The sequence below is a fragment of the Thalassospira sp. ABL2_045 genome (assembly GCF_056161285.1).
In genome coordinates this window covers 32,487-49,784 of the sequence record NZ_JBSWYV010000017.1, presented here as the reverse complement: position 1 = coordinate 49,784, position 17,298 = coordinate 32,487, and the positions used below count along the sequence as shown (strand labels likewise).

The 17,298-nt window shown below is 55.4% G+C and carries 14 protein-coding genes; 10 read left to right on the top strand and 4 right to left on the bottom strand.

From position 1 onward, the window contains the following. Positions 1-208 precede the first annotated feature (208 nt). From ACXAIA_RS18740 to ACXAIA_RS18715, 6 genes are all read left to right on the top strand, one after another. The gene (locus ACXAIA_RS18740) at positions 209-1,777 is read left to right on the top strand and encodes an ABC transporter substrate-binding protein (protein WP_475350686.1); all 1,569 of its coding nucleotides are present in this window, start codon (positions 209-211) and stop codon (positions 1,775-1,777) included. Positions 1,778-1,857: 80 nt separating this feature from the next. Then, positions 1,858-2,805, top strand: a complete 948-nt coding sequence (locus tag ACXAIA_RS18735) for an ABC transporter permease (protein ID WP_475350685.1) — start codon at positions 1,858-1,860, stop codon at positions 2,803-2,805. Continuing rightward, entirely contained in the window at positions 2,802-4,739 is a 1,938-nt protein-coding gene (locus ACXAIA_RS18730; protein WP_475350684.1) for a dipeptide/oligopeptide/nickel ABC transporter permease/ATP-binding protein, read from the top strand. The genes ACXAIA_RS18735 and ACXAIA_RS18730 overlap by 4 nt, the downstream gene beginning before the upstream one ends. Beyond that, positions 4,732-5,739 carry an ABC transporter ATP-binding protein gene (locus tag ACXAIA_RS18725; RefSeq protein WP_475350683.1) on the top strand — a complete coding sequence of 336 codons (1,008 nt, stop codon included), beginning with the start codon at positions 4,732-4,734 and terminating at the stop codon, positions 5,737-5,739. Before ACXAIA_RS18730 ends, ACXAIA_RS18725 begins: the two co-directional genes overlap by 8 nt. Before the next feature lie 37 nt (positions 5,740-5,776). Then, positions 5,777-6,646, top strand: a complete 870-nt coding sequence (locus ACXAIA_RS18720; RefSeq protein WP_475345348.1) for a FadR/GntR family transcriptional regulator — start codon at positions 5,777-5,779, stop codon at positions 6,644-6,646. Positions 6,647-6,679: 33 nt separating this feature from the next. Further along, positions 6,680-7,744 carry an osmoprotectant NAGGN system M42 family peptidase gene (locus tag ACXAIA_RS18715; RefSeq protein WP_475350682.1) on the top strand — a complete coding sequence of 355 codons (1,065 nt, stop codon included), beginning with the start codon at positions 6,680-6,682 and terminating at the stop codon, positions 7,742-7,744. On the opposite strand, the gene ACXAIA_RS18710 is transcribed toward ACXAIA_RS18715, so the two are convergent. Next, positions 7,735-8,160 carry an acyl-CoA thioesterase gene (locus tag ACXAIA_RS18710; RefSeq protein WP_475345350.1) on the bottom strand — a complete coding sequence of 142 codons (426 nt, stop codon included), beginning with the start codon at positions 8,158-8,160 and terminating at the stop codon, positions 7,735-7,737. The genes ACXAIA_RS18715 and ACXAIA_RS18710 overlap by 10 nt on opposite strands. Before the next feature lie 529 nt (positions 8,161-8,689). On the opposite strand from ACXAIA_RS18710, the gene ACXAIA_RS18705 reads away from it, so the two are divergent. Genes ACXAIA_RS18705 through ACXAIA_RS18695 form a run of 3 tightly spaced genes read left to right on the top strand, consistent with a single transcriptional unit; the run spans position 8,690 to position 12,658 of the window. Continuing rightward, positions 8,690-10,048 carry an NAD(P)-dependent oxidoreductase gene (locus ACXAIA_RS18705; RefSeq protein WP_475350681.1) on the top strand — a complete coding sequence of 453 codons (1,359 nt, stop codon included), beginning with the start codon at positions 8,690-8,692 and terminating at the stop codon, positions 10,046-10,048. Positions 10,049-10,074: 26 nt separating this feature from the next. Next, complete coding sequence (preA, locus tag ACXAIA_RS18700; RefSeq protein WP_475350680.1) at positions 10,075-11,352, top strand: NAD-dependent dihydropyrimidine dehydrogenase subunit PreA; 1,278 nt, start codon at positions 10,075-10,077, stop codon at positions 11,350-11,352. Between the two features lie 34 nt (positions 11,353-11,386). Then, entirely contained in the window at positions 11,387-12,658 is a 1,272-nt protein-coding gene (locus ACXAIA_RS18695) for an allantoate amidohydrolase (protein ID WP_475350679.1), read from the top strand. 133 nt (positions 12,659-12,791) lie between these two features. On the opposite strand, the gene ACXAIA_RS18690 is transcribed toward ACXAIA_RS18695, so the two are convergent. From ACXAIA_RS18690 to ACXAIA_RS18680, 3 genes are all read right to left on the bottom strand, one after another. Next, positions 12,792-13,607: a substrate-binding periplasmic protein gene (locus ACXAIA_RS18690; protein WP_475350678.1), complete on the bottom strand. Its 816-nt coding sequence runs from the start codon at positions 13,605-13,607 to the stop codon at positions 12,792-12,794. Between the two features lie 233 nt (positions 13,608-13,840). Continuing rightward, positions 13,841-14,605: a substrate-binding periplasmic protein gene (locus ACXAIA_RS18685; protein WP_475350677.1), complete on the bottom strand. Its 765-nt coding sequence runs from the start codon at positions 14,603-14,605 to the stop codon at positions 13,841-13,843. 126 nt (positions 14,606-14,731) lie between these two features. Then, the gene (locus ACXAIA_RS18680; RefSeq protein WP_475350676.1) at positions 14,732-15,370 is read right to left on the bottom strand and encodes a TetR family transcriptional regulator C-terminal domain-containing protein; all 639 of its coding nucleotides are present in this window, start codon (positions 15,368-15,370) and stop codon (positions 14,732-14,734) included. Positions 15,371-15,862: 492 nt separating this feature from the next. Between ACXAIA_RS18680 and aptA the strand changes: the two genes are divergently transcribed. Further along, on the top strand, positions 15,863-17,194 hold the full coding sequence (aptA, locus tag ACXAIA_RS18675; RefSeq protein WP_475350675.1) for an omega-aminotransferase AptA: 1,332 nt from the start codon (positions 15,863-15,865) through the stop codon (positions 17,192-17,194). Positions 17,195-17,298: the final 104 nt, after the last annotated feature.

The following is a 17,298-nucleotide window of genomic DNA, read 5'->3' as shown; positions in this document are numbered from 1 at the left end:
CTGTCTTGCATTTATCATGATAAATATTTGCTCAATTCGAATTTATCATTATAAATATGTTTTGCAACCGTGACATCCGAATGCATCGACAACGGGTTCGGAACTCGGGAAACGTTCAATCAAAAAAGAACACCTCACAAGCGGTGCGTTGTCGATCGGTTCGGTATGAACCGGGGGTAACAGGAAGGTTTCAACATGGGAGGCTTGAATGAAAAGCCTGTTTAAGGGGGTGCTTGCAGCAGCAGCCCTTGCGGTTTCCGCAATCGGTTTCGGCCCGGCCGAAGCCCAGACACCACCAGGTGTGCTGGTGGTCGGTCAGATTGCCGAACCCAAATCACTTGATCCGGCGGCGGTGACCGCCGTGAATGATTTCCGCATTCTGATGAATGTTTACGATGGTCTGGTGCGTTACAAGGACGGCACGCTTGAAGTTGAGCCCGCCCTTGCAGAAAGCTGGACGATCTCTGATGACGGGACGGTTTACACCTTCTCCTTGCGCGATGGTGTGACCTTCCATGACGGCACACCGTTCAATGCCGAGGCGGTGAAATACAATTTCGACCGTATGCTTGATGAAAATCATCCCGAACATGACACTGGTCCTTTCCCGCTTTCCTTCTTCTTTAGTGCGGTGGAAGAGGTCGAGGTCGTTGATGACCTGACCGTCAAATTCCAACTGAACGCGCCCTATGCGCCGTTCCTGTCCAACCTTGCCTATCCGACCGGTCTGATCGTCTCGCCGACAGCAGTGCGTGAAGGTGGTGCGGATTACGGTCGTAATCCGGTGGGTACCGGCCCGTTCAAGTTTGCCGAATGGGAAAGCAATGCCAAGGTGGTTGTCGTGCGCAACGACGATTACTGGGAAGATCCCGCCAAGCTTGAGGCGGTGGTGTTCCGTCCGATCACGGATGCCAATACCCGTGTGGCCGAGCTGATGGCAGGTGGTATTGATCTGATGGTCGAAGTGCCGCCAGACAGCCTGACCCAGCTTTCGGGTGACGATAACTTCAGCGTCTATGAACAGGCAGGTCCGCACCTGTGGTTCCTGATCCTGAACCTCAAGGAAGGTCCGTTCAAGGACAAGAAAGTCCGTCAGGCGATCAACTATGCCATCGACAAAAAGGCACTGGTTGAAAACGTGCTTCAGGGGACCGCCGAAATCGCAACCGGCCCGACCCCGCCGGCATTTGCATGGGCCTATAACGAGGAACTGCAGCCGTATCCGCATGACATCGAAAAGGCCAAACAGCTGATCGCGGAAGCTGGCGCCGAAGGTGCCGAGGTGACCTTCTATGTCACCGAAGGCGGTTCGGGCATGCTTGATCCGGTGCCGATGGGCGCTGCCATTCAGGCAGACCTGGCCCAGATCGGTCTGACCGTGGCCATCGAGACCTATGAGTGGAACACCTTCCTTGGCAAGGTGAACCCGGGTCTTGAAGGCAAGGCGGACATGGCAGAAATGGCATGGATGACCAACGATCCGGACACCCTGCCGTATCTGGCACTGCGCACCGATGCATGGCCGGACAAGGGTGGCTTCAACTCGGGTTATTATTCCAACCCGGAAGTCGACAAGCTTCTTGAAGCAGCCCGCTCTTCGACCGATCAGGCCGAACGCGCCAAGCTGTATCGCGAGATGCAGGAAATCGTCTATGACGATGCGCCGTGGGCCTTTATCGCGAACTGGAAACAGAACGCGGTTTCAAGCACGCTGGTTGATGGCTTCAAATTGCAGCCGTCCTTCTTCCTGCTGCTTGATGACGTCGTAAAGAACTGATCAATGCCGGGGCATGGCCAGCCTGCCCCGGCATTCTTGTTTTAATTTCCGTTTCCCGCACTTAGCCAGACGAGCCTGCCATGCACGTCTATATTTTACGTCGATTGATCCTGATGGTGCCGGTGTTATTCGGCCTGACCGTGATCGTTTTTCTGATTATGTCGATGATCCCCGGTGATCCGGCATTGGCGATCCTTGGATCCTATGCCACGCCGGAAAATGTCGCGAAATTGCGCGCCGATCTTGGTTTGGACAAAACCATGGTCGAACAATACTGGATCTGGCTGACCAATATGCTTCAGGGCGATTTCGGGCGATCTTACAGCCTGAACCGACCGGTCCTGGATGAAATTCTCGAACGGTTTGGTGCGACCCTGATCCTTGCGGGAACGTCTCTTGTTCTCTGTACAATTTTTGGCCTTCTGACCGGTGTTATTTCCGCTGTGCGTCAGTATGGCTGGGCCGACAAGGCGCTGACCTTTGCGGTTCTGATTGGCATTTCCGTGCCCAGTTTCTGGCTGGGTCTTTTATTGATGATGTTCTTTGCCGTTGAATTGCGGTGGCTTCCGGTCAGCGGTATGTATGCGATTTATGGCGGCGGGGATTTGCCTGATCTAATCCGCCATTTGATTTTACCCTCTATCACGCTCGCGGTCGTGGCGACCGGGATTATTGCCCGACTGACGCGCTCAAACATGCTTGAAGTGCTGCGTCAGGATTTCATTCGTACCGCACGGGCCAAGGGACTTGATGAAAACCGCGTGATTTATCGCCATGCCTTCAAGGCGGCACTCGTCAATGTCATTCCGGTGATCGGGGTGCAGGCGGGCTTTGTCCTGGGCGGGGCAGTTTATATTGAAACCGTGTTCCAGTGGCCGGGCATCGGCCGCATGCTGGTCAATGCGATTTCAACCCGTGATATCCTGCTGGTGCAGGGTGGGGTTGTTCTTGTCGCGGGCAGCTATGTTCTGTTCAATCTGTTTGCCGATGTGTTGCAGCATCTGCTTGATCCGAGGGTGAAGGCATGACCAGCAACACAGCAACAGCACAGGACATCAAAACCAAAAAGCGCTCCGCACGACCATCGGCCTTCAGGCTTCTGGCGCGCAACCAGCTTGCCCTGATGGGGGCGGTGATCCTGGCCCTTGTGGTGGCGATTGTCCTGATTACGCCAATCCTGCCGCAGCCCGATCCGGATGTGACCAACCCGGCGCAACGCTTGTTGCCGCCATTATCCGATGGGCATTTCCTGGGCACTGATCACCTTGGCCGTGATTTGCTATCACGTTTGCTGTGGGGCACGCGGGTCAGTCTGGCAGTCGGGATTTCGGCATCCTTGGTCGCGGCCCTGTTCGGATCGACTATTGGGATCGTATCGGGCTATTTCGGCGGGCGGACCGATAACATCATGATGCGCGGCATCGATATGTTGATGGCCTTTCCCTATATCCTGCTGGCACTGGCAATTGTCGCGGCTCTTGGTCCGGGCTTGATGAATGCGCTTTATGCCATTGCGGTCGTCAATATCCCGTTCTTTGCCCGTAATATTCGCGGCGTCACAGTTGGCATCGCGCACCGGGAATTCGTTGATGCCGCCAAGCTGTCTGGCAAGGGACATATCCGGATCCTTCTGACCGAAATCCTGCCCAATGTGATGCCGGTGATCGTGATTACGATTTCGACCACGGTGGGTTGGATGATCCTTGAAACCGCAGGGCTTAGCTTCCTGGGGCTTGGCGCGCAGCCGCCGCAGGCCGACCTTGGCTCCATGCTGGGCGAGGGGCGCAAACTGATCACAACCGCACAGCATCTTTCGGCCATTCCCGGTGCGATGATCTTTATCCTGGTGATGAGCATCAATTTGCTGGGCGATGGTATTCGCGATGTGCTGGATCCGCGTTTGAAATCAGGCGCACTGGCCCGTCCGGCACCGCTGACCAAAATTGATCGCAGCGACGAAGGCACAGGCAACGCCGTTTCCGATGACACGGTTCTCGCCGTTGATGAGCTGCGCACCGAATTTGTTCTGGGCGATGATACCTATAAGGCGGTCGGCGGTGTCAGTTTCTCGGTCGGGAAAAATGAATGCGTGGGGCTGGTCGGTGAGTCCGGATCGGGCAAATCGGTTACCGCGCTTTCGCTTTTGGGGCTTGTCGCATCCCCACCTGGCACGATTGCCGGCGGTCGGGTGATGTTTGATGGCAAAGACGTGTTTGACATGTCCGAACGTCAGGTCCGTGACATTCGTGGTGGCAAGGCGGCCTATGTCTTCCAGGACCCGCTTTCAACGCTGCATCCGCTGTTTTCGATTGGCGATCAGCTGGTTGAGGCGATCCGCGCCCATAATGCCATCAGTTACAAGGATGCCTGGGCAAAGGCGGTCAAGCTTTTGGGCATGGTGCGTATTCCCAATCCGGAACGCCGGGCGGAAAACTATCCGCATGAACTTTCGGGTGGCATGCGCCAGCGTGTCGGTATTGCCATGGCGCTTGCCAATGAGCCGCGACTGATCATAGCCGATGAACCGACCACGGCCCTTGATGTCACCGTGCAGGCGCAGATTTTGAAACTGATGAACAATCTGCGTACCGATCACGGGACGTCGGTCCTGTTCATCACCCATGATTTTGGTGTGGTGTCGGAAATCTGTGATCGCGTGGCGGTGATGTATGCCGGACGAATTGTTGAGATGGGAACGACCGAACAGGTGCTTCGCCATCCGGCCCATCCCTATACCAAGCGGCTGATTGATTGCGTGCCGCGTTTGGGTGAACCGGACCGCCGCACGGCCGCTATTCCGGGCCTGCCGCCGGCGGTGAACAACCTGCCTGCCGGCTGTGCCTTTGCTGATCGTTGCGAGAGGGCAGAGGATAAATGCCGGGTTGGCGAGATCAGCTTTGATGATCTGGGCGACGGGCATGGGGTGCGCTGTATCAAACCGATGGAGGCGGCAAATGTCTGAGACGTCTGACGTCGTTTTGCAAACAAGCGACCTTGTTCGCACCTTTGGTGGGGGGCGAACATTGTTGGGAGGGCAGAAGCCGACGGTCTATGCCGTGCGCGGTATTGATGTGGCCGTGCGCAAGGGCGAAACACTTGGCATTGTCGGGGAATCTGGCTGTGGCAAGTCGACACTGGCGCGCATGCTGGTCGGTCTTGATCACCCGACGGAAGGCACGATTACGCTGACCGGATCGGATATGAACGATCTGATGGCGGCTGATCGCAATGCCCTGTCCAAGCGCATTCAGTATGTCTTTCAGGATCCGATCAGCTCGCTTAATCCGCGCAAATTGATCCGTGAAACGCTGGCGGCACCCTTGCGTCATTTGCGCGGGCTTTCGGGCGATGCGCTTGATCAGCGGATGAAGGAATTGATGGACGCGGTCAATCTGCGTCCGGAATTTCTTGATCGTTATCCGCATGAATTTTCCGGCGGGCAGGCGCAGCGCATTGGCATTGCCCGGGCATTGGCCGCTGAACCGGAAATTATTGTGCTTGATGAGCCGGTATCGGCCCTTGATGTGTCCGTTCAGGCGCAGGTGCTTAACCTTTTAGCCGAGCTCAAAGCGCAATTTGGCCTGACCTATGTGTTTATCAGTCATGACCTTTCGGTGGTCGAGGCGGTCAGTGACCGGGTGGCGGTGATGTATTTCGGCCGGGTGGTTGAACAGGCGCCCGGACGCGCGCTTTTTGAAAAGCCGCAGCACCCCTATACCCGGTTGTTGCTTGATAGTGCGCCGGTGCCGGGCAAACGCGGCCTGACGGTCGAAGATGCCAGCGCGGAATTGCCCGATCCGCTGGCCCCGCCACCGGGATGTGCCTTTGCACCGCGGTGTCCACGAGCCCAGGATGATTGTGTTGCCACCGTGCCGGATGCACAATATGGGCTTGATAATCACGATGCGGCATGTCTGCATCCGCTCAATCCGGTGACAACGTCGGCAAACAGGATAGAATAGGCGCCGAAATGCCTTTTGGCGCGACAGGGAAACACAAATGACAAAGAACCCGATCAAGGGGCCGAAACAGGACTTGGAACTGACCACACGCCCGCGCAAGCGCGAGCGGAAGCGTTCCGATATCATTGCCGACGCGCTAAAGGATTACATCGCGCAAACCGGCCTGCGCCCGGGCGAACGTCTGCCACAGGAAGCCGAATTGATCACCCTTCTGGGGGCATCAAAGGGCACGGTGCGCGAAGCGTTAAAATCCATGGAAACCCAAGGGATTATCGCCACCCGCACCGGACCGGGCGGCGGGGCGTTTATCGATACCGTGTCCGAGGGGCGCGCGGTCGAACTACTGGCCAATTATTTCTTTTTCAAGGATCTGACGATCCGCGACATTTACGAGCTCCGGATTTTGCTGGAGCCAGAAATGGCCGCGGCCTGTATCGGCCATCTCGAAGAAGATGATTTCGAACGCCTTGAAGAGGTCATGACATGGTATGCAAGCCATCCGACCTCGATCGAGGAAGCCCGGCTGCAACGCATCAAGGAGCTGGAATTCCATCTGATGCTGGTGGAGCTTTGCCCCAATCCGCTGTTGTCCTTTATCTGCCGCTTCATGATCGATTTGCTGATGAATTTGACGGTCTGCAAAAAGATCTATGACCAGCCCAATACCGAACTGCGCGAAACCGGCCGCAACTATCAGTTTCGCCTGATCGAGGCCCTTCGTAAGGGGGACGGGGAAACCGCGCGTGCGGTGACCTATCAGCATATGTGTGCCGCCCAACGTTTGATGGAAGAACAGGAAGCGGTGGTTGAAAACCGTTTCTTCCGGTCTGGCAATATCGATGTGCCGCGTGATCTGTCGCCAAGTGCCGAACTGCGGGCACTTTCGGGACTTGCGACCAAACACTGATGTCAAAGCAGATAATATTCAAGGACGGGGATCATGTCTGAAACCCATATCGAACGGCAGTATCTCAGCGCTGTTCTGGCAAAGCTTCTGACGATTGACAGCCCGACGGGCATGACCGAGGAAGCGGTTGAGTTTGTCTGTGCGGAATTGCGCGATATGGGGGTTGCGTTTGAACTGACCCGTCGTGGGGCGATCCGTGCGACCGTGCCGGGTAAACAGCAAAAACCGCACCGGGCCGTTGCCGCACATCTTGATACGCTGGGGGCGATGGTCAAACAGATCAAGGATAATGGCCGTCTTGAAGTTTCCATGATCGGGCATTGGTCATCGCGCTTTGCCGAAGGCGCGCGTGTGACGGTCTATACCGATCACGGCAAGACCATCCGCGGTACCATCCTGACCATCAAGGCGTCGGGTCATACCTATAACACCGAAATTGATACCCAGCCCGCAACCTGGGAGCAGCTTGAATTGCGTCTTGATGCGCGGGTGTCAAACGGCGCTGATGTGCGTGCGCTTGGCGTTAATGTCGGGGATATGGTTGCGGTTGATACCAACGCCGAATTTACCGACAGCGGTTTTGTCGTGTCGCGCCATCTTGATGACAAGGCCGGTGTAGCGGCGGTGCTTGCGGCGATCCGGGCGGTGGTCACGGGCAGGGAAAAGCTGCCGGTAACCTGCAAGTTCCTGTTCACCATTGCCGAGGAAGTCGGTCTTGGGGCGCCGCATATTCTTGATGATGACATTGCCGAACTGGTGGCGGTGGATAACGGCACCTTTGCGCCGGGCCAAAACACCAGCGAATATGGCGTGACCATCGCCATGAAGGACATGTCAGGTCCGTTTGATCGCAAACTTAACCGCCATCTGCTTGATCTTTGTGAAGCCGGCGGGATCGAACATTCGCGCGATGTTTTCAAATTTTACCGCAGCGATGTCGCCGCCGCCCTTGAGGCCGGATATGACACGCGGGCGTCTCTGATCTGTTTTGGGCTGGATGCGTCGCACGGGCATGAGCGCGCCCATATCTTCAGCTTCGTTTCCGTCGCGGAATTGCTGGTGGCTTATCTTAAAAGTCCGATGGTCGATCAGGCCTGAGACGCACTTTCTTCTGGCGTGGGATCAAGCGGGCGGGGACGGCCGTCTTCATCCAGTGCGACAAAGGTAAACACGCCCTCGGTCACTTTATCAGATGTTTCTTCAAACCGGGTCTGGCGCCAGGCTTGCACATTGATGCGAAGTGATGTGCGCCCGACATGAATGATGTCGGTAAAGAACGAAACCTCATCCCCCACATGAACCGGACGCAGGAACGACATGCTGTCGACAAAGACGGTGGCCGTTCTGCCCTTTGCGCGCCGTGCGGCGGCGGTGCCAGCCGCAAGGTCCATCTGTGACATCAGCCAGCCGCCAAAAATGTCCCCGGTCGGGTTGGTATCAGATGGCATGGCAACGGCACGAACCGACGGTTGACGGTCGGGCAGGGTGTCGGTTGCATCGTTTTTAAGGGTCATCAAAGGCGTTCCGATATGGGTTTATGCGATAACGTTACTTTAGTTCGTCCAATTAAAGCCAGCATAAAATATTGCCAAATCAGGGACATGCGAAATGTTCGATGCCCTGAAAAACCATCGCTGCCAGCTTATGCCAAAGCGCGGTTTTCCAAGGCGAACAGGGGTGTTTTGGTCTTCAACCAAGAATTCGGATTTTTAATCTTGACCAAATGATCAGGATTGGACATGCTGTTTCTGTCAGAGAGAGGCATCTGCACGTGTCATCAACCGGGGATAACCCCGAAACCATAAAAACACGGCAGATCAAATACTGGGAAACAGTTCAGCTTAAGCTGAACGGATACGCCAAGAATGTCAGTACGAGAGATCCTGAGTTGGTCGGGCCCGCCCGTCCACGTGACGCCATAGTTGTATCCAGATCGCGCAGAAGCTGCGATCACATCTGGCCCGCGGTCGATTGTATTTTCATTCTTGTTTTGTCTCTCGATGACGTCAGGAGAGGACGCCTTTTTGGCAGGGAGACAAACAAATGACCACCTTGCAGGCCAAGCAAGCTTCAAAATCCGGCGCCGTTCATGGCGGTGCTGGTCACAATGACGCAGTTGACGGTTTTTCCGATCTGCACCCGGCCTATTCCACGCTGCAGGCCATGGCGGAAAGCAACCGCTGCCTGTATTGCTATGATGCGCCATGCGTGACCGCATGCCCGACATCAATCGATATTCCAAGCTTCATTCGCAAAATCAGCACCGGCAACCCGGATGGCGCGGCAAAGACCATTTTGTCAGCCAACATCATGGGCGGCACCTGTGCCCGGGCTTGCCCGACCGAAGTGCTGTGTGAAGAGGCCTGCGTTCGTAACGTCGCCGAAGATACCGCCGTTGAGATCGGCAGCCTGCAGCGCTATGCGGTTGATCATCTGATGGAGCGCGATCTGCCCCATCCGTTCAAACGGGCGCCCAAAACCGGCAAGACGATTGCCGTTGTCGGTGCCGGTCCTGCGGGCCTGTCATGCGCGCACCGCGCGGCGATGCTGGGTCACGACGTTGTTGTCTTTGAATCCAAGCCGAAACCGGGCGGGCTTAATGAATATGGTCTGGCCGCCTATAAGATGACCAACGATTTCGCCCAGCGCGAAGTCGAATTCCTGATGGGCATTGGCGGGATCGAAATCGAATATAACAAGGCGCTTGGTAAGGACATCAATCTTGCCGACCTGAAAGCCAAATATGATGCCGTCTTTGTCGGTGTCGGCCTTGGGTCGACCAATGATCTGGGCCTTAAGGGCGAAGATTTCCCGGGCGTTGATGATGCCATCACCTTCATCGAAAAACTGCGTCAGACCGAACCGAAATCCGACATGCCGGTTGGGGACAAGGTCATCGTGATTGGCGGTGGTAACACCGCAATTGATGCCGCGGTTCAGGCCAAACGCCTGGGGGCTGAGGAAGTGACCCTTGTGTATCGCCGGGGTGCGGAAAACATGTCTGCGACCGAGTTCGAGCAGGACCTTGCCAAAACCAACGGTGTTGTCGTGCGCTATTGGGCAAAACCGGTTGCGATCAAGGCCAATGGCAAGCTGTTTGGCATGGAGTTCGAAAAGACCGAACTTGATGCCAATGGCAAGCTTGTCGGTACTGGCGAAACCTTTGACGTGCGTGCAGACCAGATTTTGAAGGCCATCGGACAAAAAATCAAAACCGATGACCTCGCCGGCATGGAGATCACCGGCGGCAAGATCGTGGTCGATGAGTCCTATCAGACAACCGCCCCGGGCGTGTTCGCCGGTGGGGACTGCATCAAGAGTGGCGAAGACCTGACCGTTCAGTCGGTCGAGGACGGCAAACAGGCCGCCATCGCCATTGATGCATTCCTGAAATCCGCGTGAACCGCTAGCCAAAGGGAGAGAGAAAAATGGCTGATCTAAGCTGCAAAATCGCCGGTATTGATTCGCTAAACCCGTTCTGGCTGGCATCCGCGCCGCCGACGGACAAGAAATACAACGTCGTTCGTGCCTTTGAAGCCGGATGGGGCGGGGTTGTCTGGAAGACGCTGGGCATTGATCCGCCCGTGGTCAACGTATCCTCGCGCTATGGCGCGCACCATGACCAGAACCGTCGTCTGCTGGGTATCAACAATATCGAGCTGATCTCGGACCGTCCGCTTCAAACCAACCTTCAGGAAATCCGCGAGTGCCGGGTCGAATACCCTGATCATGTTATCATCGGGTCGATGATGGCCCCGATCGAGGAACGCGCTTGGAAGGACCTGGCCCAGCAGATCGCCGAAAGCGGTGTGCATGGTCTGGAGCTTAACCTGGGTTGCCCGCATGGCATGTGCGAACGTGGCATGGGCTCGGCCATTGGTCAGGTGCCCGAAATGGTCGAACAGGTCACCCGTTGGGTAAAGGACGCGGTGGATATTCCGGTCTTCACCAAACTGACCCCGAATATCACCAACATCCTGTGGTCGGCCGAAGCAGCGTTGAAGGGCGGGGCAGATGCCGTATCGCTGATTAACACTGTTAACTCGATTATTTCGGTTGATATCGACAACATGGTCCCGGAACCGGTTGTTGACGGTAAAGGCACCCATGGCGGCTATTGCGGATCGGCGGTCAAGCCGATTGCGCTCAACATGGTTGCGGAAATCGCCCGCGCGCCGGAAACCCGCGATCTCGAGATTTCCGGTATTGGTGGCATCACCACCTGGAAAGATGCGGTCGAATTCATGTCGCTGGGTTCGAACGCGGTTCAGGTCTGTACCGCTGCAATGATCTATGGCTTCCGCGTGGTTGATGACCTGATTGACGGCATGAGCCAGTGGATGGACGACAAGGGTTATACCAGTGTCGAACAGTTCACCCGTGCAGCCGTTCCGCAGGTTTCCGACTGGAACGAGCTTAACATGAACTTCGACACCAAGGCAGTGATCAACCCGGATAACTGCATCGAGTGCGGTCGTTGCCACATTGCGTGTGAAGATACTTCGCACCAGGCAATTACCATGACCGACAAGCCCGAAGGCGGCCGTGTGTTCGAGGTCGTTGACGAGGAATGTGTGGGTTGTAACCTGTGTTATCACATTTGCCCGGTACCCGATTGCATCACCATGGAACCGGTCAAGACCGACAAGCCGCCCATGACCTGGCCGGAACATCCGCTTAACCCGATGCGCATGGCCGCAGAATAACCCAAAGCGCCACCAACCAAGAAGGACTGACTAAATGACTGCTCAACCCAGTGCACGTAACCTGTCTATTGATGGTGACCGCCTTTGGGATAGCCTGATGGAAATGGCCAAGATCGGCAAAACCGACAAGGACGGCGTTTGCCGTCTGGCCCTGACCGATCTTGACCGTGAAAGCCGTGATCTGTTCATCGAATGGTGCAAGGCCGAGGGCTGTTCGATCCGTATCGACAAGATGGGCAACATTTTTGCCCGTCGCGAAGGCCGCAACCCAGACCTGCCCCCGGTCGTGATGGGCAGCCATCTCGATAGCCAGCCGACCGGCGGCAAGTATGATGGCGTTTATGGCGTTCTGACCGGGCTTGAGGTCATCCGCACGCTTAATGAAGCCAAATACGAAACCGAAGCGCCGCTCGAAGTCGTTTGCTGGACGAACGAGGAAGGCTCGCGCTTTGCGCCGGCAATGGTGGCGTCGGGCGTCTTTGCCAAGGTCTTTGATCTTGAATACGGTCATTCCCGTGCCGACGTCGATGGCAAAACCATGGGCGAGGAACTAGAACGGATCGGCTATATGGGGCCGGACGAAGCCACCATTGATGCCCACCCGATGGGGGCTTATTTCGAAGCACATATCGAACAGGGTCCGATCCTTGAAGACGAAGGCAAGGATGTCGGTATCGTCACCGATGCCCAGGGCCAGCGTTGGTATGAAGTCAAGTTCACCGGTGTCGAAGCCCATGCCGGCCCGACCCCGATGAAAACGCGTAAGGATGCGCTTTTGGGTGCAGCACGCGTGATCGAACTGGTCAACAAGATCGGTCTGGATCGATCCCCGCTGGCTTGTGCCACGGTCGGCATGATGCAGATCCATCCGAACTCGCGCAACGTCATCCCGGGCGAAGTCTTCTTTACGGTTGATTTCCGGCATCCCGATGATGCGGTTCTGGCCGATATGGACAAGGCGTTCCGTAAAGGGGTTGAGAAAATCGCTTCTGACATCGGCCTTGAGACCGAGCTTGAGCAGATATTCTATTACGCACCGGTTCCGTTCGATAAATCCTGCGTCGATGCGGTGCGCAAGGGCGCAGAACTTGGTGGTTTCTCGGCACGCGAAATCGTGTCGGGGGCAGGGCATGACGCCTGCTATCTCGCACAGGTTTGCCCGACGGCGATGATCTTCATCCCGTGTGTCGATGGTATTTCCCACAACGAGATCGAGGAAATCCACAAGCCATGGTCGGATGCCGGTGGACAGGTTCTGCTCAATGCGGTTCTGGCCAAGGCCGATGAAACCGTGATGACGGAATAGGTATTTCTGTTTCGGGAAGGAAAACCTCCCGAACCAGATACAAGACATTGAGAAAGCAGGGCGTATCATGGGCCCTGCTTTCTTGTTTTCAGGTGGGCACGTGGGCGAGGGGAGAGAAGCGCGGGGCCTGAGCCTAGCTTTCGCCTTCGTATATGTCGGTCAGATGATTACGGGTCCAGAATTCGATCTTGCCGTTTTCGCTCAGTTCCTCGATCAGAAGATTGATCTGTTTGACATGCGCCATGCAGGGGCTTTTGCGTGAGAACATGAAACGCACTTCGTTACTGTCGACCGGCGGTTCGACGATCTTGATATCGTCGCCGAGTTTGTCGCGATAGATGTTGATCAGCCCGTCAAACCGGCCCAGCATGACGTAATCCACCCGGCCCTTCATCAACACGTCAAAGATGCGGTTGCCCGTCGGTGAAAAAATCATATCAAGCCGTTGTTCGGCGAACTTGTCGATATATTCGCCGTAGCTGCCACCTTGCGGGCGGGCCCCGCGATACCCGATCAGATCATGCAGGTCGGTGACCGCAAACCGGTTGTCGCGATGCTGAAACACCATGATGTCGTCATTGGCGAACGGCACACTGTAAAAGTGTATCTGGTCGCGTTCATTGGTGAAGTAGGCCCCGGCAATGATGTCAAGTTCGCCATTGCGCAACATCTGAATGGCGCGCGGCCACGGGATATCAAGATTGAGATCAAGCTTCAGGTCACTGCGCTTGGCGTAACTTTGCAAAATGTCGATGGCAAGACCGGTATGCTGACCATTATCGTTGATATAGGTGATGGGCTCCCACCCATTGGCACCGCCAACCGAAAGAGTACGGCAGGTGGTTTTGACTGCGGCCGTCTGTGCTGGCTTGGTCGAGGCGTATTGGGCAAGGGCGGGGGATACCAGCTGCGGTATTCCCCTCCAAAGAACCCCGGCAAGCAGAAACATGCCGACTGCACAAATTGAGAGCCTGATGCACACCATGTTCGTCTGAAACGTCGTTATTATAAGTGATATCTAAAGTTGGGTGGTTCTTTAGATTGTTCAACTATACAGAGGTGGTGTGTATTCGGCGAAAAACTGCGAAAAAGAGGCGCAAAAGGGTGGGATCAGCTCCCGGCCTCATGATCGAAAACGGTCTGCTCCAGATGATACTGGGTGCGTTCATTGATGGTGCCGTTTTACGTAAGTTCGGCAATCAGCAGATTGATCCGTTCAACATGTTCAACGCACGGGCTATTGCGCGAAAACATCAGGCGGACGGGATTGCGATCAACCGACGGCTCCACCGGGATGATCGTGTTCTGGGCGCCCAGTTTTTGAAGCGTTGCTACCCCATCGTAACGTGCAAGCAAAACATAGTCGACATGATCTGCAAGCAGTAGATCGAAGATGTGGTCATTGATTGGTGAATAAACGATATCAAGCAGCTGTTCGGAATAGGCGTCGATCTTGTTGCCAAGGCTGCCGCCATGCGGACGCGCGCCCTGATATCCCTTCAGATCATCGATCCCGGCATAGCCAAATCGCCGGTCGACATGCTGAAAGACCATGATGTCATCGGTGTAAAACGGATCGCTATACTGAAACACCCGTTTGCGTTCATCATTGAAATAGGCACCGGCGGTGACATCGATCTTGCCCTGAAGCAACAAATCAAGGGCCCTGGCCCAGGGGAGTTCGATATCAACCTGGACATTGATGCCTTCACGCTTTGCGTATTCGCGGATGATATCAATCCCTAGACCGGTTTGCCGACCATCGGGTGCGATATAGGAAACCGGTTGCCAGCTTGCCGGACCGCCGATGGTGATCCGGTCACAGGTTGTTCTTTGAGCACCGGGTTGCTGGGCTTTGAGCGGCGATACAGCGCCTGCTGTCAGTGCAGCTATCGCACAGAATGAAAATATTCTAATAAATTTGGCGTGTGGCAGCTTTAGCCGCATTTTTCCCGCCCCGTCCGTTTCCGCGTTATGACTGATTATGCAGATATGAACGGGGGCTTATCTATTCAACTTGCGTCGACCGCAAACGGGCGTTTAGGGCCGAAAAAAGATGGCGGTGGTTGAAAGTCAGGACAGGCCTACACCCTTGAGGATAATGCGCACGACATTTTCCTTGGCTTCGGCAAACTGTGCGTCGCTAAGCGGTTTGTCGTTGTTGAAAATTTCGATCTGGCGGCCAAAGTCGGCATAGTGCTGGGTGGTGGCGAAGATCATGTACATCAGGGTGTAGGGTTCGACGTCATCCATCTTGCCCTCACGGATCCAGCCCCGGATTGCCACCACACGGCTATCGAGCCAGTTTTTGACCGTGGTCGAGATGTATTCCGAAGAAAACTTGGCACCACGAATGATTTCATTGGCCCAAAGGCGCGACCCATAGGGGCGCACGCGCGACAGATCCATCTTGGCTTCGATATATCCGCGCAGGATTAGGGCGGGGTCGGCACTGTTGTCAAACGTCATCGCGGCTTCAAGCCAGTGGTCGCAGACATCTTCCATGATGCGGCGATAAAGTGCTTCTTTGGTGCTGAAATAATAATGCACATTGGCCTTGGGAACATTGGCGGTTTCAGCAATCCGCGCTGTGGTTGCGCCCTTGAACCCGAAATCGGCAAAGACCTGTTCGGCAGCCGCCAGAATCTGTTCTTCGTTTTCCTGACGGATCGCCGCCTTGTGTGCGCCGTTTACTGCGGGTTTTGTGCTCATTTTATGGTCCCGTTTCGCGCCGATTTTGGTGGTTCTCAATCGGGCTTTGTGTTTTGTGTCATTTATCTTGACCGTTTGGTCAGGTTAAAATAACCTCTACTTCTAATATCAAAAAGAAACTTTTTTTATGCGCGTCGTGCCAAGCCATGGTCAAGAGTCGGTTTTGTCCGAAATATCGAACAGTACCGATGAAAGATAAACACAAAATAGACGCCGTAAACAAAAATCAGGGTCGCCGAAATGGTGTTTGACGGTCGAATATTCGAAACAGTTCCGCGGTGGTGTTAAAGCGCTAGTGCATGGGCATGTCTCATGCTAACGACTTTGACGTGCCCGTTTCACGGGCCTTTCCGGAAGGCGAATGTGCGACATTTTGGTCAGTGGACCAGATACCTTTCGCGAAACGGGAAGAACAAAATCAGATGCCGGTGGACGGTGCCCGCCACCGAACCGGTCGAGAGAAGCACTTAAAAAGGTACGGGAGACCTTTTGATGACAGCCACCACGAAAATCAGCCGTCCGAACGATCTTTCGGCGTTCTGGATGCCGTTTACGGCCAACCGTCAGTTCAAGCAGACCCCGCGTATGCTGGTCTCGGCGGACGGCATGTATTACAAAACTGACGACAACCGCGACATTCTTGACGGCACTGCAGGCCTTTGGTGCTGCAACGCCGGTCACAAGCGTCCGAAAATCGTCGAAGCGGTCAAGGCACAGATGGATGAGCTGGATTACGCACCGGCGTTCCAGATGGGCCATCCCAAGGCGTTCGAACTTGCAAGCCGTCTTGCGCAGCTGATGCCGGGCAATCTCAACCATGTGTTCTATACCAATTCCGGTTCTGAATCGGTTGAGACCGCGCTTAAAATCGCCCTGGCCTATCACCGTGCACGCGGCGATGGCCAGCGCACCCGTCTGATCGGTCGCGAACGCGGCTACCATGGTGTGAACTTTGGCGGTATCTCCGTCGGGGGTATTTCGGGCAACCGCAAAACCTTTGGCCAGATGCTGGGTGGTGTTGACCACATGCGTCACACCTATCTGCCCGAAGAAAACGGTGTCACCCGCGGTATGCCCGAACATGGGGCATATCTGGCCGAGGATCTTGAACGCATTTGCGCGCTGCATGATCCGTCAACGATTGCGGCTGTGATTGTTGAGCCGGTTGCGGGCTCCACCGGTGTTCTGATCCCGCCGAAGGGCTATCTGGAACGCCTGCGCGAGATTTGCACCAAGCACGGCATTCTTCTGATCTTTGATGAAGTCATCACCGGTTTCGGTCGCCTCGGCGCGCCGTTCGCTGTTGATTACTTTGGTGTTCAGCCGGATCTGGTCACGACGGCCAAGGGCCTTACCAACGGCACCATTCCGATGGGCGCTGTGTTTGCCACCGATGACATCCATGATGCCTTCATGACCGGTGCCGAAAACATGATCGAGCTGTTCCACGGTTACACCTATTCGGGTAACCCGGTCGCCTGTGCGGCAGCCATGGCAACGCTTGAGACCTATGAAGAGGATGGTCTTTATACCAAGGGCCAGGATCTTGGTCAGTATTGGGAAGATGCAGTGCACAGCCTGATCGACCTGCCGCTGGTCAAGGATGTCCGTAACCTGGGCCTGATCGGTGCGATCGAGCTGGAGCCGATTGAAGGCTTCCCGACCAAGCGTGCCTTCAATGCCTTCCTGAAGGCGTTCGAGAAAGGCATCCTGATCCGTACCACGGGTGACATTATTGCGCTGTCGCCGCCGCTGATCCTTGAAAAATCACACATTGATCAGCTGTTCGGCACCTTGCGCGAAGTGCTTAAAGAGATCGATTAAGATCACGACATGCGCCCCTTGCCCGTTCAACCGGGCAGGGGCAACAGCTTGCAGGGCTGATAAAAATCAAACGGTTCTGCAACGCTCGGAGGAAACATCTGTTT